The sequence below is a fragment of the Psychrobacillus sp. BL-248-WT-3 genome, assembly GCF_012843435.1.
GTDB lineage: Bacteria > Bacillota > Bacilli > Bacillales_A > Planococcaceae > Psychrobacillus.
Window position 1 is genome coordinate 1 of record NZ_JABAFC010000036.1, and the last position, 23,243, is coordinate 23,243.

Sequence of the window (23,243 nt, forward strand, 5' to 3'; positions counted from 1 at the left end):
GACGAGTTAAAAAAATTTTTTTCACTTTAAAATACGTAATGAAACCATTGGTACGACTACATTTTAAGAGGGAGTCGTCGCCTCCTCTCCAACCAATAAGAATGGGGAGGGGAGATGTCTTACTAGAAAAAATGGAATTTTAAAATAGAGACTATGCTAGAAAATTTAATCTACGCTACGAGGTGACCTTCCGAGAGCACGTTATGTGACAATTCCACTGATTTAAGTGTAATTGAGTTATTCAACATTTGAATATCTATTATCTCCCATCGTATGATTAGAGCTTTCCCCTGGTTTTGCATTTGGATTTATTGGATTCTGGTTATTGTTATTAATTTTCTTATTTCTCCTTTCAACTAGGAGAGCAAAAGCGATAATAATAAAAAGAATAAGAAGAACTATTAGCCAAATCATATTTACCCCTCTTTTGTTTAAAAAAAATAATTTTATCCACTAACTGTGACATTAGTTTTAGTGTAACATTTCATCAACAATACTACCTTATGTATAACACAAAGACATTTATTAATAAAAGGATAGAAAAGTTTGAGGTAGGGATTGGGAAGGAGTTTGTCGAATTAGGAATACTTATAATTAAAACGAGGTGGACCTTTTGATGGAATTTATAATTGATAATGATTTTTTTAGTAAAGCAATTTCAGATGTTAATAGAGCAGTGACTTCCAAAACGCCTTTTCCTATTCTTACAGGTATTAAGATTACTGCTGATGAAAGTGGCTTAACGCTAGTGGGCAGTAATTCTGATATTGTTATTGAGACAATTATCCCTTTGATGAATGATGGAGTAAAAGTGCTGGAAGTGTGTATACCAGGGAGTGTTGTAGTTTCAGCAAAATACTTAAGTGAAATTGTTAAGAAGCTACCTGGAAAAATACATATAAAAGTAGATGAGAAACAAGTAGTAACCATTCAATCCGATGACATTGTAACTAAATTATACGGGTTTCATGCAGACGATTACCCTATCCTCCCTAAAATCGATGAGGATAAATATATTAAAATTCCAAGTGTTGAATTACTGGAAATTATTAAACAAACTGTGTTTGCAGTTTCAAAGAGTGAGTCTAGGCCTGTCTTAACCGGAGTGAATATGTCGTTTAAAGCTCAGCGATTAAAGTGTGTAGCAACCAATTCCCAACGTTTGGCTTTAAGAGATGTTGAAATAAAATCAAATATAGAGGGGTCTTTCAACGTACCAGGAACAAGTTTGAATGAACTAGCCAAAATAATAAGTAATGAAGATAGTGTAATACATATTTTTATATCAGAACGGTATATGACATTTAAAACAAATACAATTTCTCTATTTTCTAGATTGATCGATGGCAATTATCCTAACGTCGACGGATTATTTCCAAGTAATTCGAACACGATAATTACTCTTAATACCAAACAGTTATTACAGGGGATAGATAGAGCTTGCCTTTTTGCAAGTGAATGGAAGAATAACAATGTTCATCTTGAAATAATGAATGGTTCAAAAATAAAAATTAATGGACAATCTGACCAAAACAACAGGTTCATTAAATGATGTGACTATCAATGAATATGATACTAACAAAAACCTAACGAAAACAATTTTACCTAGAGGAAACGCTATTTCGTGGACTTATGACGGTGTAAATAGAGTTAAAAGTATTTTCTATAATAATGAAGAGTATTTTAACTTTAAGTATGATTTAAATGGAAATGAAGAGTCCGTTATGTATGTAAAGGAAGCAAGGCAGAAATCTAGAGCATTTGATTCCTCTAACCGAGTCAAAGACTTGAAGGATCGGGAAGGGCACCAGCAGTGGAACTATCTAGCCAAAACCGATAAGTTAGATAGTTTCATCTTTTCACATGGAGCCTTTACGCAAACAAATAAATACGAATATAACCAGTTGGATCAAAATACACTTGTTACCACGGGAGATGGCACTTACCATTTTGGCTATAATGAGAAAGGAAATGTTCAAACATTCACATCAGCTAACGGGGCAGGGTCAACTTTTAACTTCGATGATCGGGGACTAGTAAGCAACCTTACCATTGGAACAGCAGACGGAAAAAAAATTTTAATGGAAGACTACTCTTATGACTCGAATGGAAACCGTACAAAAATAGACTATCTTGATGATTCATTTATATCATATGATTACGATGACCAAGAACAATTGATAAAAGAATCTTTAAGAAATGGACAGGTCAATGAATACGCCTATGATGGCTTTGGAAACAGAAAGAAAATAACCATTACAAATAATGGACAAACTACAAATAAAATTGCAATATATAATATAGCCAACCAATTAACGCAATTTGATGATGAGACCATTACTTATGATACCAACGGCAACCGAGTAATAGATGGACAGTATATCTATGAATGGAACAATGCAGATGAGCTTATTTCTGTTACAAATATAGGAGAATCTACTCCGTTTGTCACATATCAGTACGATGAGAGTGGAAGACGAATTCAGAAAAATGCTAATGAAGTTGTTACCAACTACCATTATAATGGGGACAGTATCAACGTTCTTTATGAAACAGATGAGAAAAACAATGTCATACGTTCTTACACGTATTCAGAAAATGGTCAGTTGCTTTCGATGAAGAAGGGAGTGCAAACTTTCTTCTATCATTATAATGCCCACGGAGATGTTATAGCTTTAACTAATCGGAATAGTGAAATAGTGGCTACCTATAAATACGATGCATGGGGGAATGTATTAGAATTTGATGAAACAGACCAAGTGAAGGACAATCCTTATCGTTATGCTGGCTACCTGTATGACAAAGAAACAGGATTATATTACTTGATAGCTAGATACTATCAGCCAGAATCTGGCGTATTTTTATCACAAGATCCTGATCCCGGGGATAGTGATGATATACTTACACAAAATGGGTACACATACGTCTCTAACAATCCTATTAAGTATACAGATCCAGATGGCATGAAACAATTGCATCAAGGAGGAGTTGGTGGAGGTGGAGGGATACCTTGGAGTATATCTAAAAAATATATTGGTCCTGTTAAGGTTAATTAAGGTTAAGGGTACAGCTAATGTTAGAATAATCTCATCTATAAAAAAAGACTCTAGGTTAGTAAAAGCTGCTGAGGAAATGGGTAAAGATACACTTATTCAAAAAGAAGCTAATAATTTAGTAGCTAAATTACAGCAAGGGAACTCTAACCCAGGAATAGGAAATAATTCTCTCGGATTTGGAGGAATACATGAGCTAAGAAGTAAGAATGGAGCTAGAGTTTATTTTAGAAATATAAATGGTGGCGTTGAAATACTCGCCAAGTCTAACAAAAAAAATCAAGGTACGGTAATAAAAGTATTAAAACAACTATACGGAAAATAACCTTAGAAAGGAGAGAATAATATTGAAGATTAGAGATATAGAGTTTCCAGCTTATTTTGATACAATAGATAAAAATAACGATAACATTGATGTGTTTGTAACGATGGAAGATGGAATGACTTATACCATGGTAGTCACTACACCAAGCAATTACTATTGGTACATGGATAAAGAAGGTTTAGATTATATACCAGCAAGTCCACCTGATGTCATTGTGAGAACACTGACCAAAGAGAACATTTGGAAAGCAATTGAAACATTTACTGAGGATAATGCCTATTGGTTAAAATTGTTTTTTTTATCAGGAGATAAAGATGGGGTTTTTGACCAAAACATAATGGATGAGATGATAAAACAAATTAAAAAAGTTAATGATGAAATTGAGAATATGTAAACTATTTAGTAGTTTTATATTAACTATTTTATACTCAAGACAGCTTTTGATATAATCAACCTTTAAAACCTTGATTGGCAGAATTTATGCCTTTCAAGGTTTCTTTTTTGTGTGTCTATCCAGTGCCGATTGAACCGTTTTTTATCTAGAGAATAAAGGTAATCTTTGTAATCCCTACATGATGTTTTACAGAAGTGGATGGGAAAACTGCTTTAGCCTATTGGGAAAGCTATCCTTCTCCATTTCATTTGGAGGGGGAAACAGTAGAGCGATTGAGAGCATTTCTATTAGAAGCGAGTAGTAACGCTTGTTCCACTAGGAAAGCAGAACAGATACTATCTCTTGTTCAAGCAGACGGTGAGATAAAACGAGAATTTCAGACAACAAGAGACTTTATCATTCAAAGCATAGTGCGAGATATCCGTTTTAAAAAGCAGGAAATCAAGAAGGTGGATAAAGAGTTAAAGGTGACCATTCAGACATTAGGTATTCAGCTTGATACCATGCCAGGGATTGATACGGTTACTTCATCAGCTTTGATTGCAGAAATCAGTGACATTCATCTGTTCGCTAACCCTGACAAACTAGCAAGGTATGCAGGAATAGCCCCTATTAAAATGGGTTCGGGCGGTAAGGAAACGAAAAGATAAAGAAAAGAAAACAAAGCAAGGCAATCGAAAGCTATACGATCCTTTTACAACTTAGCTGTCCAACAAGAACAAGTATGTAAAGGCAGTAAAATTCCTTGTAATCCTGTCTTTTACGCTTACTACAATCAGAAACTAAAAGAGGGAAAATCAAAGTCACAAGCCTTACTTTGCATTATGAGAAGATTAGTCAGAATAATCTATGGTATGATGAAAAATAAAACGGCTTATATCATGCCAGATCAACCTAAAACAATGGCTATTTAACCAATATGGTTGGCGGTTAAAAAAACTGCCACCTTTCATAAAATACATTTTTAGATATTCCTAAGGGTAAAGGTAATACTAGTTATCCTAAGAGTAAATACCTTTCTACAACTACAAAAAATAAACTACCAGGTAAAGGACAAAAATCAAATTCATCGATGGATAGGGATGATGAGAAGGGTAATTTAATTCAACGTAAATATTATGATAAGAATGGGAATGTTAAAAAAGATATAGACTTTACGGACCATGGAAATCCTGAAGAACATCCTAAGGTACCCTATGAACATGATTGGGATTGGAGTAAGATAAACACCAAGAGGACCTTGGAAATAGAGAGTGGGAGGTTAATTTATTATGAATTATACGTATAAAGATTTAGTGGATGACTTGTCTTTAGGGCACGAAGTGGAATTTTCATATAGAGGTGAAAAGTATTCTATTAGTAGAAATGAAAATGGGTGGTTTTTGACTAAATATAATGATATAGATACAGTTCAAAAATATAATGATAGTGAAGAAGTATTAGAAAAGGGTATACTGGACTCCAAAAATATTCGATTAATATGGAGTGAAGTAACAGAGATATCAGTGCTTTAACTCATTAATCCCTGAGAAAGAAAATTCTTTCTCAGGGATTTTTTCTAGGCTAGGTGCCGAATAAGCCGCGCTTTTGACATAGTGCTCATAAGCCTTATATTATGTTTTTACAAATTATTTAGTACGTACAATACCAATATTTTGTTGAGCGAATCACCATAATTTAGTAGGTTAGAAACAGCGATATTTCCTGTTAAAATTAGTAATAAACGAATTGGAGTAAATTGGATTTAAAAAATGGAGGAGAATTTCTATCGGTACGGATTAGAAGTAGTAAATAAATTATTGAAAAACATAGGATAAAACTATAAAGAATACAAGAGCAGCACAATGGTCGAATTACAAGGAGACTAACCTGAAATATTAAGACATATAAAACACCTACGAATCTATACATTAATTAAAAGTGTAGAATAGAAGGTGTTTTTATATGTGAAAAATTATCTATGAAATTTTGGATGGATTAAATTTCTCTACCAGTAACCGTGTTTAGTTGCTGCTTTTAATAGGTATACATCTCATATTATTTTTCTTTGCGTGAAAAACAGTCATATGAGATGAAATTGTATCTTCTTCAATTATTTCTGTTAATATACTCGTTATTGCCATTGCCGCAAACTTGTTAACGATAAGTCGTTGAGGTTCGCTAGCGGTGATGAATAACAAAGGTCTTTGGACTATTAGTATATATAACTTTTTTGGGCTATCCGACTAATTTTCCAAAAGAAAAGGGCTTATGAAATTGCTTTTCCTGATTGTCAAGAAGCAGGTCGTTTAGGAAAAGTGAATGGGTATGAAGAATATGAAAAGGTATTAAGGGGAAGGGTTCTTCTGACTTGGAAGTGGAAAACGATTGTGTGTTCCCAACTTTGACAAAATTAATAGCGGGTTGAATATGACTATTCTATTTTCGTCATATCAAGAAATTTTTGTGGCACGTTATATCACAGAGGTTTATGCTAACTATCCTAGTCTAGAAGCAAATCGTTCATTAAAAAAGTCTTTTACAGAATCTATTCTTGAAATAGAGGGAAGAGAACGTACCATTGGGGTTCACAAGCATGAGAAAGTACTTTAATGAAATTTGTTAGTATGAATAAGGTTCTTGAAGTAATGAAATACATTATTCAGTCAAAGAGATTGAATAACAAAGACCCGAATTCCGTAGAAGGGTGAAGAAATAATTAATAATCTTTGTTCATAGTCCTTGGCTCCTAATTATTTTAGATAATTCTATTCTTAGATTAGAATACTTAAATGAGAAAATGCCTTGAGTTAGGCACTTTTAGTTATACAATCATGATTAGACGTCAACTTTAAAAAAGAAAATTGTACTGGAGGCTCCTAATTTCACTTACACATTCCTGTACTTACGCCGCCATATATTTTTTAGCCCCAAACTAGCCCCAATTACTTTCTTTTATATGCTTTATCTTGCATTATAGAGAAAAAGAAAAAAGCCCTGAAACCCTTTGTTATAAAGGTTTCTAAGGCTTTTAATATTACTCTTTGCAGAGCAATTAGATTAACGAGAGTAGAACTCAACGATTAGAGATTCGTTGATTTCAGCTGATAATTCGCTACGCTCTGGAAGGCGAACGAAAGTACCAACTTTGTTGTCTGCGTCAAATGTAAGGTATTCTGGTACGAAGTTATTAACTTCCATAGATTCGTTTACAACATCTAGGTTTTGAGATTTTTCACGAAGTGAAATTTCTTGACCTGGTTTTAAACGGTATGAAGGAATATCAACGCGTTTACCGTCAACCATGATATGACCATGGTTAACTAATTGACGAGCTCCACGACGAGTGCGAGCAAGACCTAAACGGTATACAATGTTATCAAGGCGAGTTTCAAGAAGGATCATGAAGTTTTCACCATGTTTACCTTGCATTTTACCAGCTTTATCAAACAAAGTACGGAATTGACGTTCGTTAACACCATAAGTGTGACGAAGTTTTTGTTTTTCTTGTAATTGAAGACCGTACTCAGTTAATTTTTTACGTTGGTTAGGACCGTGTTGTCCTGGTGCGTATGGGCGTTTTTCTAATTCTTTACCAGTACCACTTAGTGAGATACCAAGACGACGTGATAATTTCCATGCTGGACCTGTATAGCGAGCCATGAATGACTCCTCCTTTGTATTGGTTTTATTTTGTTGTAAAATAAGAACCAGATGCATTCAGACTAGCAGCCATTTCGTTTTCATGTATCATCGCCCTAGCAGCCGAGGGTTACGGGATACACCATCTATTTTAAATAGAGGAACAAAATGAACAATCTAATCCATACAACTGCTGCATTTATTTTACACAAAGACTATTGTATCTCGTGCACTGTTGAAAGTCAATCATATACATTAGTTAATTAATATTATAGCTATTTTGGGAAATTGAATATATTGACAAAACGGAAATTTTATAGTCAAATTGAATTATAAGGGTATTGGGATAAAAGTATCATAATTTCTCTCCGAAAGCTAAGAGGTGTAATAGATGGCAAACGATATAGACTTAACAAAATTTAAAGGCAGAGTTTTTGACTTATGGACCGATTATACTTTCAGTCAAGACAGTGAGATTAATTGGTTTGAAGAACTCAAAGTATTGTTGGCTGAGTTTTTTGACGTTAGGTTTGCCACCTATTATAAACAGGATGCCCATACTTTCATTCAACTGAATTGGAATCACTCACTCATTAAAAAAAGAGAAGCCATTAGATGGATAGAAATAGAAGGTTTCTTCTATGAAAAAGACTATGCAGAGATTCCTTTTATAAGAAAAGGAGAAAAACAGTGTGGTGAAGTTTCTATTTTGTTTAGAAGTGAGGATCATGAGATTCTTGGGATGTTAGTAATGGAAGCAACAGAGAAATGGGAGAAATTCGCGAAGACATCTGAAGTAAATGAATTTATACTAATCATTAGCAAATTAGTAAGAATGGTTAGAAAGTCTATCTTCTTAACAGAACAGGAGCACCAATACAGAAATCTTTTTAACGTGACAAAAATGTTCCATTCTACACTTGAGGTAGATCAAATCTTAAAAGGAACATTATTGGCTGTTCAGGATGCTTTTCCTGACTTTGACAATACATTGATTCTCTCTAACGATCAAGATCGTAAAACTTCTGTTCCATATAAATTATTTGATTATACCTCGGAGAGACCTAGTACGGTTGAAGCGTACGTATCCGGAGAAATAACTTCAGATTTAGTAGAAAATTCGAAGATGAAACTATTAAATATACCAATAAAGGGGAAGCAGGGGATCTACGGTATCCTACAAGTATCTACCCCGATGGATTATCTGTTTTCAATCAGGCAGAAGGAATTTATGAAGATGCTTGCTGCTACTGCTGGAAACGCCCTAGAAAATGCTAAGTTGTTTATTCAATCTCACCGTTTAGTTGGTGACTTACAATTAATCAATGAGACGACTCATAAATTGAATATGAATTTATCGCAAGAAGACATGGTCATATTCTTAAAAAATCAACTAATGAAATCATTTCAGCCAGAGCATGTTTGTTTTGTATTTATAGAGGATGATGAATACTCGATCAGTGTAGCTAGCTCTGATTATTTTTACACATTAGAAGGCCAAATGTATATTCAACATGTAGGAAACCAATTTAAAAAGCTTAAGGATTCGCTGTTTGTGGCTGATTTCAATCGACTAAGTAATACGAACGTTGCATATCGATCTCTTGTGGCAATTCCTTTAAGAGAACAAGAAAATATTACTGGGTTTAGCATAGTATTGCACAGCGATCCATACTATTTTTCCTTCGATAGCTTCAAATTAATGCAATCCTTAATACAGCATTCCTCCTTGGCCCTTACTAATTCCGCGCTGCGCAATAAATTACAAGAAATGGTTGATCGTGACCACCTGACGAATCTCTATGCAAGAAGCTATTTAGATAGATACGTAGAGGAATCTATGATTAATGATACTAGTGGGATCTTCGTACTAATGGATATCGATAACTTTAAACAAGTGAATGACACTCATGGACATCAGGTAGGAGACAGTATTCTTAAACAAATTGCAACGGTTATTGATAAAAAAGTAGAACAAGTAGGAATAGGTGCAAGATGGGGTGGAGAAGAGCTGGCTCTATATTTTCCCCAGATGTCTGTGGAGGAAGGTGAAAGAATTTGTGCCGACCTCTTAGAGATAATCCCTATTTATACAAATCCAGGGGTGACCGTTTCTGTTGGTTTATCTGGGTGGAGTAAAAGAGGGGATGCAGACTTTCATAATTTGTTTCATCATGCAGATATTGCACTATATGAAGCGAAAAATAATGGAAAAAACCAGCTATGTATTTACGAGGTAACTTGTCATTAAGATGAGTTGCCTTTTCTTTTTTTGGAAATATGTGTACACTATATTTGAAAGCGTTTACAAAAGGGGTGCACGATTTTGGGAAAATCATCAATGGAAAAAGAAACAACACTTATTCATCAAGGGTATGCTACTGAGAATCATCATGACAGTTTAGCGGTTCCGCTCTATCAAACTTCTACATTTGCATTTGAAAATGCAGAGCAAGGTGCGAAACGGTTTGCAGGAGAGGAAGCGGGAGGGATCTATTCCCGGTTAGGTAATCCGACTGTCCAAGTGCTAGAGCAAAGAATGGCAGCGATAGAAAATGGAGAGGGTGCGCTTGCTTTTGGGTCGGGGATGGCCGCAGTAAGTACAATCCTAGTATATTTGACTAAAGCTGGTGACCATATCTTATGCACAAGAGGAATTTATGGTTGTACATTTGGGTTACTGAACATAATGGAGGAAAAATATAATATTTCGCATAGCTTGGAAAAGTTGTCAACCGAAGAAGAAATTGAGGCAGCTATTAAACCAAATACGACATGTATTTACGTGGAAACACCGATCAATCCAACGATGGAAATTGTAGATATCGCATTAATCGTCAAAATTGCACAGAAACATAATATTCCGGTAGTGGTGGATAATACTTTCTGTTCTCCATATCTACAAAATCCGTTAGACTTAGGAGCAAACTTCGTACTGCATAGTGCCACGAAGTATATTAACGGTCATGGAGATGTGATAGCTGGGATTCTAGTAGGCAAGGAAAAAGAACAAATGGACATAATTCGTTCGACTGTTCAGAAGGACTTTGGCGGTATCATATCACCATTTGATGCGTGGCTGTTAATTAGAGGGTTAAAGACGTTACATGTCAGAATGGATAGACATTCTAGTAACGCAGAAAAAGTATTTTCATTTTTAGAGTCCCATCCTTCTATTGAGTCCATTTATTATCCTTTCGATCAAAAAAATCCTCAGTACGAGGTAGCAAAAAGGCAAATGAAAAACGGGGGAGGACTAATTTCCTTTGCTATTAAGGGTGGTAAGGAAAAAGCCCAGCAGCTTATGAATGCTCTTTCGCTCATTAAAATCGCAGTAAGCCTAGGTGATGCCGAGACACTAATCCAACATCCAGCAACTATGACCCACTCTGTAGTACCTAGCAAAGAGAGAATTGCTATGGGTATAACCGATGGATTACTAAGACTGTCAGTTGGTCTTGAAAACTCAGAAGACATTATTAGAGATTTAGAGCAAGCCTTAGATAAATTGTAAAAAAACGAAAGAGGATGAAATGACAGAAGTCATCACATCCTCTTTCAATCTAGTTAACTAGAAGTTATATATGCTTAATAAGGACCTCTACGAACTGTTCTAGTCCTTTTCCATCCTCAGCAGTAAATCGATCTTTTATAGGGCTATCAATATCTAAAACTCCGAGAAGTTTACCCTCTCTTACAATAGGAACAACAATTTCTGATTGCGAAGCGGCATCACAAGCTATATGACCAGGAAATGCATGAACATCAGGTACGATTATTGTTTCCTGTGTTTCCGCTGCTGTACCACATACGCCTTTACCAAGTGAAATACGAACACAAGCAGGTAGACCTTGGAATGGTCCGAGCACAAGTCCACCATCCTCGACTAGGTAAAACCCAACCCAATTAATTTTGTCGAAGAACTGGTTTAAAAGAGCAGAGGCGTTACTTAAGTTGGCAATTGCATTAGTTTCGCCCTCTAAAAGAGCATCTAGCTGTTTACACAATAATGAATAGCTAGCGGACAAGTCAGTTGAATAGTTAGTTGTTTGAAACATATACATTCTCCAATCTACAAGATATTATTAAAACATTTATAATACTGGTGTAAATCTTTTGCTTGGTGCGCATCTGATCCAAAAACTATAGGTATACCTAATTCCTTTGCCAGAGAAATATAGGGAATTGGAGGATAGCTCTCTTTGCAAAAAGGCTTAGCAAAGCCTGCACTATTTGCATCTAACTCTAACAATCTATTCCTCATTTCTACTAATATACCTAAGATGTCTTCATGATCATCAACAATTTCAGAAAGTGCATGCTGAAACTTATGTACAAGTGTAATATGTCCAATCCGTTTTGGCTTATATATTCCTAAGTCGCTCGTTATTGAATCCATCAACGTTTTGTAATACAATTTATAGACAGACATAGGACTACCAAGTTTTTCGACGAATCTCAGGTAAACTTCCTTAGAATAATCGATACATACATATTGATTTTGATCGAGTAAAAAATGTACGGATAGAATGGAATCGTCTAAATAACTTCCATAGTTGTTTAAAAACTCCGTAGTTTCTGATTCAAAACCTGAAATATAATCAATCTCTAAGCCTGTAGATATAACAATATCTCGTTTATACTGTTTTTTCAACTGATTTAGTTCCGTTAAATAGGCCTCTAAGCGATGAAAATCCATACCACTATCTTTATCTGGCGTGGGATCTATAAAGCTGGAAGGCAACGGAGCATGCTCGGTAAAAGTGATTTCTTGAAAACCATTTAGAATAGCCTTTTCAATATACTGGTTAAAACTATCCAGTGTTCCATGAGGACAGTAAGGGGTATGTATATGTCCATCTTTTTTCATAGCAGTTGGGCTCCTTTTGTAGAAAGTTACATTATTTTTTAACATTTCTTAGGTTTATTCTTATTTAATGAAACAATAACATAAAAAGCATGGTAATATATATAGTAAGATACAATTCGCACTTTTTGATTTTGGAACAGGAACAGGGGGCTTACGATGAGGTATATCATCCCAGCAGTCATTGTACTTTTAGTAATTGCAATCATTGCATTTATCATACGAAAGAAACACCAAACAGAAATAGCTCGCTTAGAGCATGAAAAGCACCAAATTCAAAACAAGCCTATTTTAGAGGAAATGACTAAAGTTAAACAGCTAAATATGAATGGGCAAACAGAAGAAATGTTTGAAAGATGGCGCAATAATTGGACCGAAGTAATGGATGTACATATGCCTAAGATTGACGTTCTTTTGTTTGATGCGGAAGAATATGTAGATAAGTTCCTTTTTATGAAGGCCACCAAAATCGAAAAAGAACTTCAAACTTTGATATCTACTTGTGATGAGAAAATGTCAGGTATTATCAAAGAGTTAGAGGAACTAATCGGTAGCGAGGAAAAAAACCGCATAGAAATAGAACAGCTTAAGGACCAACATCGTTCAGCAAGAAAAACATTGTTAGCCCATCAATATTCTTTTGGCGAAGCAGCTCCTGCTCTAGAGGCTAAATTAGAATCCTTCTTACCACTCTTTGAGGAATTTGACCAGCTAACGGATACTGGTAACTACTTAAGCGCTAGAGAAATAGTGATCAACATACAAGATGAAGGACAAAAGTTCTTTCATAAAATACATGAAATTCCAACTTTACTTACTGAGATTCAGCATAAAATCCCTGCTACGATACATGAGCTGCGAAACGGTCAAAAGGAAATGGAAGCTAGTTCTTATTACTTGCAGCATTTAGAAATGACTAAAAAGCTAGATGATTTAGAAGCAGAGCTTGCAGAGTTAAAGACCTCTATTATTAGTCTTGATGTTGCTAAGCCATTGATTCGTGTGGGAGAGATAAAAGAAGAAATTGAAACGTTCTATGATCTATTGGAAAAAGAAGTCATAGCTAAAAAGTACGTAGATAGCTACAAGGACCAGACAGCTATTCGTTTGAGAGAAGTAACTACAGCTACTAGAGCGATCAATGAAGAAGCGACATATGTACAGCAAAGTTATCGTTTACCTGAAAAAGAAGCTGAAATACCTCAGAGCTGTCTAAAAGAGCTAGAGGAGCTAGATAAAAAATTTAGCATGCTTGCTCTCCGAGTAGAGGAAGAAAAATCTGCCTATTCAAGTCTTCAGGAAGAACTAAACGAAATTGCGGAAGAGATTGATCGATTATACGAAGAGCAGGATCGCTTCGCAAACCGTTTAAAAAATCTTCGCATCGACGAAAACAAGGCTCGAGAAAAGCTAGATGACTTAAAAATATTATTGCATGATACGGATCGTATGATTCAAAAAGCCAATATTCCAGGTATCCCAGAAGAAATGGATGTCCGATTAGAAGAAGCGGAAGAGCATATTTATGTTGCTATGCAAAGCTTGCAGGAAGTTCCTTTAAATATGACATTGGTCGATGGTTATTTGGAAAAGGCAGAAGCATGCATGGAAGATGTACATCATAAAGCAAAAGAAATGTTAGAAAATGTTGAGTTAACTGAAAAAATTATTCAGTATGGAAATCGTTATCGTGCGTCGCATCCAAATGTTCATGCACGTTTACTCGAAGCAGAGGAAGCATTCAGACAATTGCGCTACGCTAAGGCATTGGAAGATGCGGCAACTGCAGTAGAAGAAGTGGAACCAGGAGCTTTAAAGAAAATCGAAATGATGATTAAAGAAGCAGCTTGGCGTACATAACATGGTATCTTAAAAACAGATAGAAATGTAGACCACCTCACTACTTGTGATGGTGGTCTTTTTCCTAAGAAGGAGAGAGAATACTTTGATTTATTTGGATAATAGCGCAACAACAAAAGTATTACCGGAAATAATGGATACTTTTGTCGCTGTGAACGAAAAATATTGGGCAAATCCATCCTCTATACATGAATTTGGTCATAAAACAAACCAGTTATTACAATCAGCGCGAGAACAAATAGCAGAAATTATGCACACTGCTAGTGCTAAAATATACTTTACGTCTGGTGGCACGGAGTCAAATAATTTAGCGATATTTGGACTTGCAAACAAATATAAATTTAGAGGAAAGCACGTACTTATTTCTCAAATTGAACACCCTTCTATTATAGAAGCTGCTAAACAATTGGTTGATATGGGTTTTGAGGTGGAATGGATTCCGGTCGATGCTAGCGGAACAATTGATTTAAATGAGTTTTCCAAACTAATTCGCGCAGAAACGATGCTAGTGAGTGTTATGCATGTTAATAATGAAACGGGTGCTGTGCAGCCACTTAAAGCATTGAGCACAATTGTGAGAAGAGAAAGTAAGGCAGTCATCCATGTTGATGCAGTACAAAGCTTTGGTAAATTATCGATAGACTTTAAACGGTATGATATAGATGCAATAACTATTTCTTCTCATAAAATTCACGGAATAAAAGGCTCCGGTTTACTTGCACTTTCAAAAACAAGAGAAATAGAGCCTATACTGTTCGGTGGAGGACAAGAATCGGGTATTAGAAGTGGCACAACTCCAGTTCCATTGGCAGTAAGCACAGCAAAAGCAATGAGAATTGCTAGTACTGGCTTGGAAAAAAATTCAACACACATGAAAAATCTAACTGACGAGCTTGTTCAGTTTCTCCATGGCTTCGAACGTATTAAAATGATTTCTCCAGAGAATCGTGCTCCCCATATCGTTACTTTTTCTGTGCGAAAAATCAAGGGAGAGGTTATAATCAATGCATTGCAAAAAAGAGATGTCATTGTCTCTACTAGTAGTGCTTGTTCTTCTAGACAAACAAAAACAAGCCACGTGTTAAAGGCGATGCATATATCAGATGACTATATAAAGGGTGTTATCCGTTTAAGTATCAGTCCTCTAACGACCGAGGAAGAAATAGAGACATTTAAAAAAATATTCACCGAAGTGATGAATGTTATAAAAGGAGATTAAATGCAATGAAATGGGAGAAAATTTTAGTTAGGTACGGAGAACTTTCAACTAAGGGTAAGAACAGAAAACAGTTTATTAATCATTTACGAAATAATATTAAGTTTTCCTTTGTGGACTTACCAAATATAAAGGTACATGCTGAGCGAGATCGCATGTTTTTAACTTCTACGGATGATGAAGAAATCCAAGAGCTAATCAAACGGTTACCTAAAATTTTTGGTATTCAATCGTTTAGTCCGGTTGCTTCTTGTTCACAAGATATAGAAGATATTAAAAAAACAGCATTAGAGATCATGGAAAGTCTTGAGACGGAAGATAAAACATTCCGAGTTACAGTAAAACGTACTGACAAGCGCTTTCCAATGGATACGTATGAGCTACAAACTACCATCGCTAGCCATGTGTTAAGACAATATCCAGCCTTGAAGGTTCAAATGAAAAAACCTGAAATCGATTTACGTATCGAAGTCTTGACCGATGCTGTATATATGATGGCTCAAGTAATTCCTGGTGCAGGTGGAATGCCATTAGGATCTAATGGTCGTTCCTTATTGATGCTGTCAGGTGGAATTGATAGTCCTGTAGCTGGTTATATGCTAATGAAGCGTGGCGTAAGATTAGATGCGATTCATTTTCATAGTCCGCCATTTACTAGCGAACGATCAAAAGAAAAGGTAATGGATCTTGCCAATCAGTTAAGCCATTTTGGAGCAACTGTGCGTCTTCATGTCATACCTTTCACTGATATACAACAAAGTATTCAGGCTCAAATTCCCGAAAATGTTTCCATGACTACGACTAGAAGAATTATGATGAAAATTGCAGATCTAGTTCGCGAAGAAATTGGAGCACTAGGAATTGTGACTGGTGAAAGCTTAGGTCAAGTAGCAAGCCAAACACTTGAAAGCTTAACAGCTATAAATGCAGTGACATCTACACCTATTTTTAGACCGTTAATATCAATGGATAAACTAGATATTATAGATATTGCCCGGGAAATCGGGACTTATGACACATCAATTCTTCCATATGAGGATTGCTGTACTATTTTCACACCTTCTTGTCCAAAGACTAAACCGAAGCTAGAGAAAGTGGAATACTATGAAAGCTTTAAGGATTTTGATGAATTGATAAAAGAAGCAGTTGAAAATAGAGAGACGATTTCATTCCCAAAGAAAAAAGAAAATGCTTTTGAAGATCTATTGTAAAAAATAGCAAAATATACCTCATATCTTGTGTACATAAAAAGAATGAAATCGACCATTCTAATTTCACAAGGAGGTGATTACAATGTCTTCAAACAACAACAGCAACCAACTTTTAGTTCCTGGTGTAAAGCAAGCTCTTGATCAAATGAAATATGAAATCGCTCAAGAATTTGGTGTAAATCTTGGAGCAGATGCATCAGCGCGTGCCAACGGATCCGTAGGCGGAGAAATTACTAAGCGTTTAGTGCAAAAAGCTCAACAACAAATGAACGGTTCAAACAGCTAATCATATAAAAAAGAAGTCGGCAGGAAACTGCCGGCTTTTTCCTATTTTATGCATCATTTTTCGTGGTGCATATATTACAAAATTTCTAAAAATTAAATTTATTATATAAAAAAGTGAAAAAATCCCCTATACTTTATATTAGAACAAGAAGGGGGAAATGATTCATGAACAAAATGGATTTAATCGCACCATCACACTATAACCTAGTAAGCGAGTTTGAAAAGTATAGTAAGGATGAAAGTAGGTTAGCTCTTATTTGGGAATCTGATAAAGGGGAAAAGAAACAAATCACCTATAAAAATTTACTCCTCCGAGCAAATAAAATTGCCAATTTATTTACTAGCAAAGGCCTTAAAAAAGGCGATGTCGTTCTTATTATGGTTCCTAGACTGATCGAAGCATATGAAGTATATATTGCAGCGTTAAAAGCAGGATTAGTAGTAATCCCAAGCTCCGAGATGCTTAGAGCTAAGGATATTGAATATCGATTAACCCATAGTGAAGCAAAAGCAATCATAGCTTTTGAACCGTTCCTCTCCCAATATGACGATGTAAGCAATTTAGAAAACAAACTACTATTTGTCATTGGACAAAGTCAAAATCAATGGATATCTCTTACAGATGAAATGGAAAAGGAAAGCGAGGATTTTTCTACAATTGAAACATTAAAAGAAGACATGGCTTTCTTATCTTATACAAGTGGAACAACCGGTAATCCTAAAGGTGTTGTACATACACACGGTTGGGCTTTTGCGCACTTACGGACATCAGCTCCCAACTGGTTAGGAATTGAAGATGGTGACGTTGTATGGGCTACAGCAAGTCCAGGCTGGCAGAAATGGATTTGGAGTCCTTTCTTAGCTACGCTTGGAAGCGGTGCAACAGGATACGTTTATAACGGCAAATTCGATGCAAAAGTATATCTACGTAATATCCAAGAACAACAGGTAAATGTTCTATGTTGCACGCCTACGGAATACCGAATTATGGCAAAGGTAGATGGATTAGCTGATTATAATTTATCTAGTCTCCATAGTGCTGTTTCTGCTGGTGAGCCATTGAATAGAGAGGTTATAGAAACGTTTGGAAAATTATTTGACCTAGAAGTGAGAGACGGATATGGCCAAACCGAAAATACATTGCTAGTCGGTACGATGAAAGGGATGGAGGCTAAGCCAGGCTCTATGGGTAAACCTACTCCTGGAAACAAAGTAGAAATCGTCAACGACCAAGGAGAGCCATGTGACGTAGAAGAAGTAGGAGACATTGCTGTTCATGTAGAAACTCCTGCATTGTTTAAGGAATATTTAAAAGATCCGGAAAGAACCTCGATGCAGTTTAGAGGAGATTATTATATTACCGGAGACAGAGCTAGAAAGGACGAAGACGGCTATTTCTGGTTTGAAGGTAGAGGTGACGATATAATCATTAGCTCTGGATATACCATTGGACCGTTCGAGGTTGAGGACGCTTTAACAAAGCATCCACTAGTACAAGAATGTGCAGTCATCGGTAGTCCAGATGAAATAAGAGGGACTATTGTTAAAGCATTTGTGGTGCTACGAGATCCTTCGCTGCAAGTATCGGACGATTTAGTTAAGGAGCTTCAAGACCACGTAAAATCGCTAACTGCACCTTACAAGTACCCTAGAGAAATAGAATTTATATCTGAGCTTCCAAAGACAACCTCTGGGAAAATTAGAAGAATTGAGCTTAGACAAAAGGAATTGGTAAAGACTAAATAGAGTGGTTTGACTATTAATGAAGGAAAATGTAATAGAAAAAATAAAAAGCCTCGAAATTTTACGACCTGGTAAATTTTTCGGGGCTTCTATTTAAATTCCGGTAGTTGTTTTCCGCTCCTGCGGACGCTTTCCGGGGGCACGGCTTCAATCTCCTCGTCGCTTTGCTCCTGCGGGGCTTTCAGCTCGCGCTGTTCCCCCAGGAGTCGCCGCCTCCTCTCCAAACAACTAGAATGGAGAGATCTCTTACAAGAGATAAGCTAGCTTTAAAAAGTAGTGAATACGTGAAATCAAGTTCATTGATTTCACGTTTTTTAATTTATTGCTAATTATGCCCTAGCTACTTTTTAAAATTTTCACCATTCATATTATTACTTGGAGTATTAAAGTACATGGGCTTGAAGATAGAGTTTATTGTTTATTTACAACTTCCATGAATATCAATCTGGAAGACTAAAAATATTTAGCTATAATTATGTGAGCTAAAAAAAAGGGGTGTAGAAGAATGAAAGTAGAGTATTTCATAGGAATTGTCCCTCCAGAAGAATATTTATTGCGAATTAAGCAGTTTCAAAGTAGATGGATTCACAAATTAGGCGTCGAACCACATATAACTTTGAAGGCACAAGGGGGATTAAATCCAGATAAGAAGTGGATAGACAAAGTACAGAGAGTATGTGACAATTTCAAGCCTTTTCAAGTTTCAATAAATAGACCAAAGTATTTTGGAGATAACATTTTATATTTGAGCATTAACTCAAGTAATCTACACGATTTACATCAAAAAATAGTACAAGAAATTTCACCCTCAGAATACTTAATAAAAAAGTACTTTGAACTTAATGCATTTCTTCCCCACTTAACATTGGGGAAGAATACGTCGATGGAAGCATATCTACTGGACTGTCAAAAAAAGAAGTAAAAGAAATGGAACAATTAGCAAATATAGAATTGACGCCTTATCCTAATTTTGAAGTGAAATTTATAAGAATTTATGAACTAAATATTGAAGAGCAAAGATATGAAAAATATTTAGATGTTCCTTTAAGCAAGGGATCTTAAATCTGAGGTCTGTGAATTATACCTTCAAATACTTATCCAGACATTTACTTTAGTAAGATAAAGTAATATAATGATTTTATTATTTCGAGTGTCAAAGTATGTAAAGAAGGTGTCATTTTGAACGCAGAAGAAAAGCAAGGAATTATTGTAGTTGTGTTGGCATATGCTTGGTGGGGGTTCATGCCTATCTATTGGAAGCTCCTCGATCATGTTGCTAGCGGTGAAATATTATCTGGACGAGTAATATGGTCATTTGTCTTTACGCTAATGTTAGTACTAATAGGTCGAAAATTTTCTGTTTTAAGAGAAGACCTAAAAAATTTATGGAAGGACAAAAAGTCATTTTGGAGTCTTGTTTTAGCCTCTTATTTAGTGACAGGTAACTGGTTTTTATACATATTTGCAGTAAACGAAGGTTATATAGTACAAGCAAGCCTCGGCTATTATATCAACCCATTACTATCGGTTCTACTTGGCATAATCTTTTTGAAGGAAAAGCTTTCTTTGGCACAAAAGATTTCCGTTCTAATAGCCGCTACGGGGGTAGTCTTACTAACAATCTCCTACGGAGTGGTTCCATGGATTGCCATGTTATTAGCAAGCACCTTTGCATTTTATGGGTTGATCAAGAAAAGAATCACAATTGATCCTTTAAGAGGGCTGACAATTGAGACATTATTTGTGCTCCCTGTTGCATTAGCTTACTTTAGCTACCTGGTTGTATCAGATCAAGCAGTATTTTTCTCAAGTAATATCACGACAACCATACTACTTGTACTTACTGGAGTCGCTACTGCCGTACCGCTTGTGCTTTTTGCAAAGGGAACAAAAACGATGCCTCTATATATGTCAGGTTTTATTCAATATATAGCACCAACACTAATGTTATTAATAGGTATCTTTGTTTACGGTGAGAAATTTAGCAAAATAGAGTTTATTTCATTTTCATTCATATGGGCTGCTCTATTACTATTTACTTTTTCAAAAATAATCGAATTAAGAAGAAAGAAAATGTTAATAGTATAAGTAGGAATTATAGGAACGAACGTTTTACCTTATCCCAATAGCTATTATTTTTTAATTTAACCGTCTTTACTACCTTATCGCTTAAGGAAAGGGCCACAGTATCTACATGCTGAATACTTAGCGCCTCGTTATCTGTACTCATGGATGGATAATCATTCCAATCCTGTTGAAGGCGTAGTTCAAGTGTTCGATCGCTGCTTAATATAAAGGGAGACCCAAGAGTTCGGTATTCATTACTATTCATGGATGCAATCTCGGCAACTTGGATGCAGCGTAAGAGTGGATCTACGACAGCTCCGTTTAATGACTTATTATAGGCGGAGCTTCCAGTCGGCGTGGAAATAACCATTCCATCCCCACGAAAGGTTTCAAAATGCTTGTGATCAATAAAAATATCCAAAACAAAAGATTTAATGATATTGGAACGAATGGTAAACTCATTAAGACAATAGAATTTTGGGTTGCTATTAACAGATACCTCTAAAACAGGGTATTTACGTACAACAATCTTATCTTTTAATACCGCTTCAGCCATTTTCTCTATGTCATCAACGAAAAAATCACAGTACATATTTAAAGAGTCAGTAGTCGAGATACCCGCGTACAACGTATCTTGTCTAAATCCAGTTTTTCTTACCGCCTGTAAAAAGGTCGCGTCGGAACCGATACTAACGATAATAGAAGCCTCTTCAAAATTTTCCACTGCTACAAAACCATGCTGATGAATAACTTTTTGTATCGATTCTTTACGTTTTAGAGAGTGTGCGTCATTCTTTGTGTATAGGTAGATATTATTTCTTGAAGTCATAAGCATGCTCCTTTTTATAGGGCTTAGACTGCGAAGCACAGAATCTATTAAGTTTACATGTACTTTTAGTCTATGTATTATTATTTTATCATTTAGTGAAACATTTAGACATTTATAACGTATGTAAGAAGGAAAGAAAAAGGAGGAAATTAGTAATATGAATATGAAACGTTGGTTGGCCATTGTAGGAGCTGCAATTTTGTTAGCCATATCCTTGGTTGTTAATACTGCATCATCCATATTCTCAACAGATTGGTCTACATTTATGGAAGATGTAAGCTCTACAGCTAATACAGAGTTCTATGAAACAGTCCTACAGCCAGGAAGTATGAATAAACGAGTGGCTGTACTTACAGTAGATGGTACCATTCAAGATACCGGTGGAACTACTAGCTTGTTTGGAACAGAAGGATATAATCATCAGTTTTTCCTTCAACAATTAGATCAAGTGAGAAATGACGACTCTGTTAAGGCAGTCGTTCTTCAAGTAAACTCCCCAGGTGGAGGGGTAGTGGAATCAGCACAGATCTATAAGGAAATAGTAGAAATTCAAGAAGAGACCGGCAAACCATTTTATGTTTCGATGGGAAGCATGGCAGCTTCAGGAGGATATTACATATCTGCACCAGCCGATAAAATCTTTGTCAACAAAGAAACACTGACAGGTTCTATCGGGGTGATTATGCAAAGCATAAACTATGGCGGCCTTGCTGAAAAGTACGGCGTGGAATTTGTGACAATCAAATCAGGACCATATAAAGACATTATGAGTCCAACGAGAGACATGACGGAAGAAGAGCGAGCAATGCTACAAGATATGCTAAATGATTCTTATGAGGACTTTGTTGATATTATTGAACAAGGAAGAAATATGACAGAGGCTGAAGTTAAGAAAGTAGCAGATGGAAGAATATTAAACGGAAGACAGGCCGTGGAGTCGGGTCTTGCGGATGAGCTTGGTTTCTTAGAGGATGCTGTAGCATCCATTCAAACTGACTATGACCTAGAAGGCGCAGAAGTGTTTGAGTATGGTTTTTCTCCTAGCTTCTCTTCATTATTTGCGATGAAGGCACAATCATTTTTTGGAGTAGACATTGAATCTAAACTGATTGCTAAGCTAATTGCAGATAATTCTGCACCAAAAATGATGTATCTTTATGGAAATGAATAAGGAGGGAATACAATGAGTGAGTTAGAACCAAATAACCATGAGCTTGTAAAAGAAAGCCCGCCTATTCGTCAAACAATGGCCGTTTCGAAAACGGAAAGCTATGTACAAAAGGCTGCTGGCTTTTGGATACGCTTTTGGGCTTATATAGTAGATTTGCTCGTGCTATCTTCTGTGGGCATGCTGTTAATCAAACCAGTTTTCCGCTTGTTCTCATTGGATGTAAGCAGTTCAAGCTGGTATGCACCGATATCACTTGTAACAGCAATTCTTTTCTATTTGTACTTTGTTCTTATGACGAAGTTCTTTTCACAAACAGTGGGTAAAATGATTTTTGGCATTCGTGTTGTATCTAAAGGAGAAGGAAAGCTAACATGGGGTACGGTTTTATTCAGAGAATGGGTAGGACGTCTAATATCAGTCATACCATTTAACCTTCCATATGTAGTTGCGGCCTTTACACCACAAAAGCAAGCAATCCATGATTTTATCGCAGATACACTCGTCATACACGAATCTTCCTATGACAAAAAGGAAATTGTAGAAAATAAGCGCACTCCTGTTGCAAATGAGTTGCAAGAGACAAACGAATTCTAGTAAGATG

At 35.9% G+C, this 23,243-nt stretch carries 22 protein-coding genes and 2 pseudogenes; 19 read left to right on the forward strand and 5 right to left on the reverse strand.

Annotated features, from left to right (window positions below):
* Positions 1–237 precede the first annotated feature (237 nt).
* Positions 238–414: a hypothetical protein gene (locus HF876_RS15275; RefSeq protein WP_169360920.1), complete on the reverse strand. Its 177-nt coding sequence runs from the start codon at positions 412–414 to the stop codon at positions 238–240.
* Between the two features lie 202 nt (positions 415–616).
* Between HF876_RS15275 and dnaN the strand changes: the two genes are divergently transcribed.
* The 7 genes and pseudogenes from dnaN (at position 617) to HF876_RS15310 (ending at position 6,364) form a co-directional block, all read left to right on the forward strand.
* Positions 617–1,552: a DNA polymerase III subunit beta gene (gene dnaN, locus HF876_RS15280; protein ID WP_169360921.1), complete on the forward strand. Its 936-nt coding sequence runs from the start codon at positions 617–619 to the stop codon at positions 1,550–1,552.
* Positions 1,524–3,056 (forward strand): annotated as a pseudogene (locus tag HF876_RS15285) (RHS repeat domain-containing protein); the annotation flags it as partial. The gene dnaN and the pseudogene HF876_RS15285, both read left to right, overlap by 29 nt.
* The gene (locus HF876_RS15290) at positions 2,992–3,378 is read left to right on the forward strand and encodes a hypothetical protein (protein ID WP_346764093.1); all 387 of its coding nucleotides are present in this window, start codon (positions 2,992–2,994) and stop codon (positions 3,376–3,378) included. The pseudogene HF876_RS15285 and the gene HF876_RS15290, both read left to right, overlap by 65 nt.
* A 22-nt stretch (positions 3,379–3,400) precedes the next feature.
* A complete protein-coding gene (locus tag HF876_RS15295; protein ID WP_169360923.1) occupies positions 3,401–3,772 on the forward strand; it encodes a hypothetical protein in 372 nt (123 codons plus the stop codon).
* A 185-nt stretch (positions 3,773–3,957) separates the two neighbouring features.
* Positions 3,958–4,686: pseudogene (locus HF876_RS19300) on the forward strand (transposase); the annotation flags it as partial.
* A gap of 357 nt (positions 4,687–5,043) precedes the next feature.
* On the forward strand, positions 5,044–5,286 hold the full coding sequence (locus HF876_RS15305; protein ID WP_169360924.1) for a hypothetical protein: 243 nt from the start codon (positions 5,044–5,046) through the stop codon (positions 5,284–5,286).
* 895 nt (positions 5,287–6,181) lie between these two features.
* The gene (locus HF876_RS15310; protein WP_169360925.1) at positions 6,182–6,364 is read left to right on the forward strand and encodes a hypothetical protein; all 183 of its coding nucleotides are present in this window, start codon (positions 6,182–6,184) and stop codon (positions 6,362–6,364) included.
* A gap of 447 nt (positions 6,365–6,811) precedes the next feature.
* Here the strand turns inward: HF876_RS15310 and rpsD are convergent, their stop codons facing one another.
* Complete coding sequence (gene rpsD, locus HF876_RS15315) at positions 6,812–7,414, reverse strand: 30S ribosomal protein S4 (protein WP_169360926.1); 603 nt, start codon at positions 7,412–7,414, stop codon at positions 6,812–6,814.
* Positions 7,415–7,784: 370 nt separating this feature from the next.
* Between rpsD and HF876_RS15320 the strand changes: the two genes are divergently transcribed.
* Complete coding sequence (locus HF876_RS15320; protein ID WP_169360927.1) at positions 7,785–9,644, forward strand: sensor domain-containing diguanylate cyclase; 1,860 nt, start codon at positions 7,785–7,787, stop codon at positions 9,642–9,644.
* Positions 9,645–9,734: 90 nt separating this feature from the next.
* Positions 9,735–10,907 (forward strand): methionine gamma-lyase, encoded by a 1,173-nt coding sequence (gene megL / locus HF876_RS15325; protein WP_169360954.1) that lies wholly within the window; start codon positions 9,735–9,737, stop codon positions 10,905–10,907.
* A 64-nt stretch (positions 10,908–10,971) separates the two neighbouring features.
* On the opposite strand, the gene HF876_RS15330 is transcribed toward megL, so the two are convergent.
* Both HF876_RS15330 and hisJ read right to left on the reverse strand, forming a co-directional pair.
* On the reverse strand, positions 10,972–11,451 hold the full coding sequence (locus HF876_RS15330) for a GAF domain-containing protein (RefSeq protein ID WP_169360928.1): 480 nt from the start codon (positions 11,449–11,451) through the stop codon (positions 10,972–10,974).
* Positions 11,452–11,465: 14 nt separating this feature from the next.
* The gene (gene hisJ, locus HF876_RS15335) at positions 11,466–12,263 is read right to left on the reverse strand and encodes a histidinol-phosphatase HisJ (protein WP_169360929.1); all 798 of its coding nucleotides are present in this window, start codon (positions 12,261–12,263) and stop codon (positions 11,466–11,468) included.
* A gap of 156 nt (positions 12,264–12,419) precedes the next feature.
* Here hisJ and ezrA point away from each other — a divergent pair, with 156 nt between their 5' ends.
* The 8 genes from ezrA (at position 12,420) to rarD (ending at position 20,663) form a co-directional block, all read left to right on the forward strand.
* Entirely contained in the window at positions 12,420–14,120 is a 1,701-nt protein-coding gene (gene ezrA, locus HF876_RS15340; RefSeq protein WP_169360930.1) for a septation ring formation regulator EzrA, read from the forward strand.
* 85 nt (positions 14,121–14,205) lie between these two features.
* Positions 14,206–15,339 (forward strand): cysteine desulfurase family protein, encoded by a 1,134-nt coding sequence (locus tag HF876_RS15345; protein WP_169360931.1) that lies wholly within the window; start codon positions 14,206–14,208, stop codon positions 15,337–15,339.
* Positions 15,340–15,344: 5 nt separating this feature from the next.
* Positions 15,345–16,547, forward strand: coding sequence for a tRNA uracil 4-sulfurtransferase ThiI (gene thiI, locus HF876_RS15350; protein WP_169360932.1), 1,203 nt, complete (start codon positions 15,345–15,347; stop codon positions 16,545–16,547).
* An 82-nt stretch (positions 16,548–16,629) separates the two neighbouring features.
* Positions 16,630–16,833, forward strand: a complete 204-nt coding sequence (locus HF876_RS15355) for an alpha/beta-type small acid-soluble spore protein (protein WP_169360933.1) — start codon at positions 16,630–16,632, stop codon at positions 16,831–16,833.
* Positions 16,834–16,997: 164 nt separating this feature from the next.
* On the forward strand, positions 16,998–18,578 hold the full coding sequence (mbcS, locus tag HF876_RS15360; protein WP_169360934.1) for an acyl-CoA synthetase MbcS: 1,581 nt from the start codon (positions 16,998–17,000) through the stop codon (positions 18,576–18,578).
* 502 nt (positions 18,579–19,080) lie between these two features.
* On the forward strand, positions 19,081–19,497 hold the full coding sequence (locus HF876_RS15365) for a 2'-5' RNA ligase family protein (protein ID WP_240949790.1): 417 nt from the start codon (positions 19,081–19,083) through the stop codon (positions 19,495–19,497).
* A 5-nt stretch (positions 19,498–19,502) separates the two neighbouring features.
* Positions 19,503–19,637, forward strand: a complete 135-nt coding sequence (locus HF876_RS19185; RefSeq protein ID WP_277347135.1) for a hypothetical protein — start codon at positions 19,503–19,505, stop codon at positions 19,635–19,637.
* 117 nt (positions 19,638–19,754) lie between these two features.
* Entirely contained in the window at positions 19,755–20,663 is a 909-nt protein-coding gene (gene rarD / locus HF876_RS15370; protein WP_205964130.1) for an EamA family transporter RarD, read from the forward strand.
* A gap of 7 nt (positions 20,664–20,670) precedes the next feature.
* On the opposite strand, the gene HF876_RS15375 is transcribed toward rarD, so the two are convergent.
* Positions 20,671–21,471, reverse strand: a complete 801-nt coding sequence (locus HF876_RS15375) for an NAD kinase (protein WP_169360935.1) — start codon at positions 21,469–21,471, stop codon at positions 20,671–20,673.
* Positions 21,472–21,628: 157 nt separating this feature from the next.
* Between HF876_RS15375 and sppA the strand changes: the two genes are divergently transcribed.
* Together sppA and HF876_RS15385 are read left to right on the forward strand one after the other, a co-directional pair.
* Positions 21,629–22,642 carry a signal peptide peptidase SppA gene (gene sppA, locus HF876_RS15380; RefSeq protein WP_169360936.1) on the forward strand — a complete coding sequence of 338 codons (1,014 nt, stop codon included), beginning with the start codon at positions 21,629–21,631 and terminating at the stop codon, positions 22,640–22,642.
* Between the two features lie 12 nt (positions 22,643–22,654).
* On the forward strand, positions 22,655–23,236 hold the full coding sequence (locus HF876_RS15385; protein WP_240949791.1) for an RDD family protein: 582 nt from the start codon (positions 22,655–22,657) through the stop codon (positions 23,234–23,236).
* The last annotated feature ends 7 nt before the right edge of the window (positions 23,237–23,243 follow it).

Coding starts and splice junctions, on each gene's coding strand:
- HF876_RS19185 (WP_277347135.1), top strand. CDS start 19,503: ATGGAACAATTAGCAAATATAGAATTGACGCCTTATCCTAATTTTGAA.
- HF876_RS15375 (WP_169360935.1), bottom strand. CDS start 21,471: ATGACTTCAAGAAATAATATCTACCTATACACAAAGAATGACGCACAC.
- dnaN (WP_169360921.1), top strand. CDS start 617: ATGGAATTTATAATTGATAATGATTTTTTTAGTAAAGCAATTTCAGAT.
- HF876_RS15365 (WP_240949790.1), top strand. CDS start 19,081: ATGAAAGTAGAGTATTTCATAGGAATTGTCCCTCCAGAAGAATATTTA.
- ezrA (WP_169360930.1), top strand. CDS start 12,420: ATGAGGTATATCATCCCAGCAGTCATTGTACTTTTAGTAATTGCAATC.
- sppA (WP_169360936.1), top strand. CDS start 21,629: ATGAATATGAAACGTTGGTTGGCCATTGTAGGAGCTGCAATTTTGTTA.
- thiI (WP_169360932.1), top strand. CDS start 15,345: ATGAAATGGGAGAAAATTTTAGTTAGGTACGGAGAACTTTCAACTAAG.
- HF876_RS15385 (WP_240949791.1), top strand. CDS start 22,655: ATGAGTGAGTTAGAACCAAATAACCATGAGCTTGTAAAAGAAAGCCCG.
- HF876_RS15310 (WP_169360925.1), top strand. CDS start 6,182: ATGACTATTCTATTTTCGTCATATCAAGAAATTTTTGTGGCACGTTAT.
- HF876_RS15355 (WP_169360933.1), top strand. CDS start 16,630: ATGTCTTCAAACAACAACAGCAACCAACTTTTAGTTCCTGGTGTAAAG.
- HF876_RS15330 (WP_169360928.1), bottom strand. CDS start 11,451: ATGTTTCAAACAACTAACTATTCAACTGACTTGTCCGCTAGCTATTCA.
- megL (WP_169360954.1), top strand. CDS start 9,735: ATGGAAAAAGAAACAACACTTATTCATCAAGGGTATGCTACTGAGAAT.
- hisJ (WP_169360929.1), bottom strand. CDS start 12,263: ATGAAAAAAGATGGACATATACATACCCCTTACTGTCCTCATGGAACA.
- mbcS (WP_169360934.1), top strand. CDS start 16,998: ATGAACAAAATGGATTTAATCGCACCATCACACTATAACCTAGTAAGC.
- HF876_RS15305 (WP_169360924.1), top strand. CDS start 5,044: ATGAATTATACGTATAAAGATTTAGTGGATGACTTGTCTTTAGGGCAC.
- rpsD (WP_169360926.1), bottom strand. CDS start 7,414: ATGGCTCGCTATACAGGTCCAGCATGGAAATTATCACGTCGTCTTGGT.
- HF876_RS15275 (WP_169360920.1), bottom strand. CDS start 414: ATGATTTGGCTAATAGTTCTTCTTATTCTTTTTATTATTATCGCTTTT.
- HF876_RS15320 (WP_169360927.1), top strand. CDS start 7,785: ATGGCAAACGATATAGACTTAACAAAATTTAAAGGCAGAGTTTTTGAC.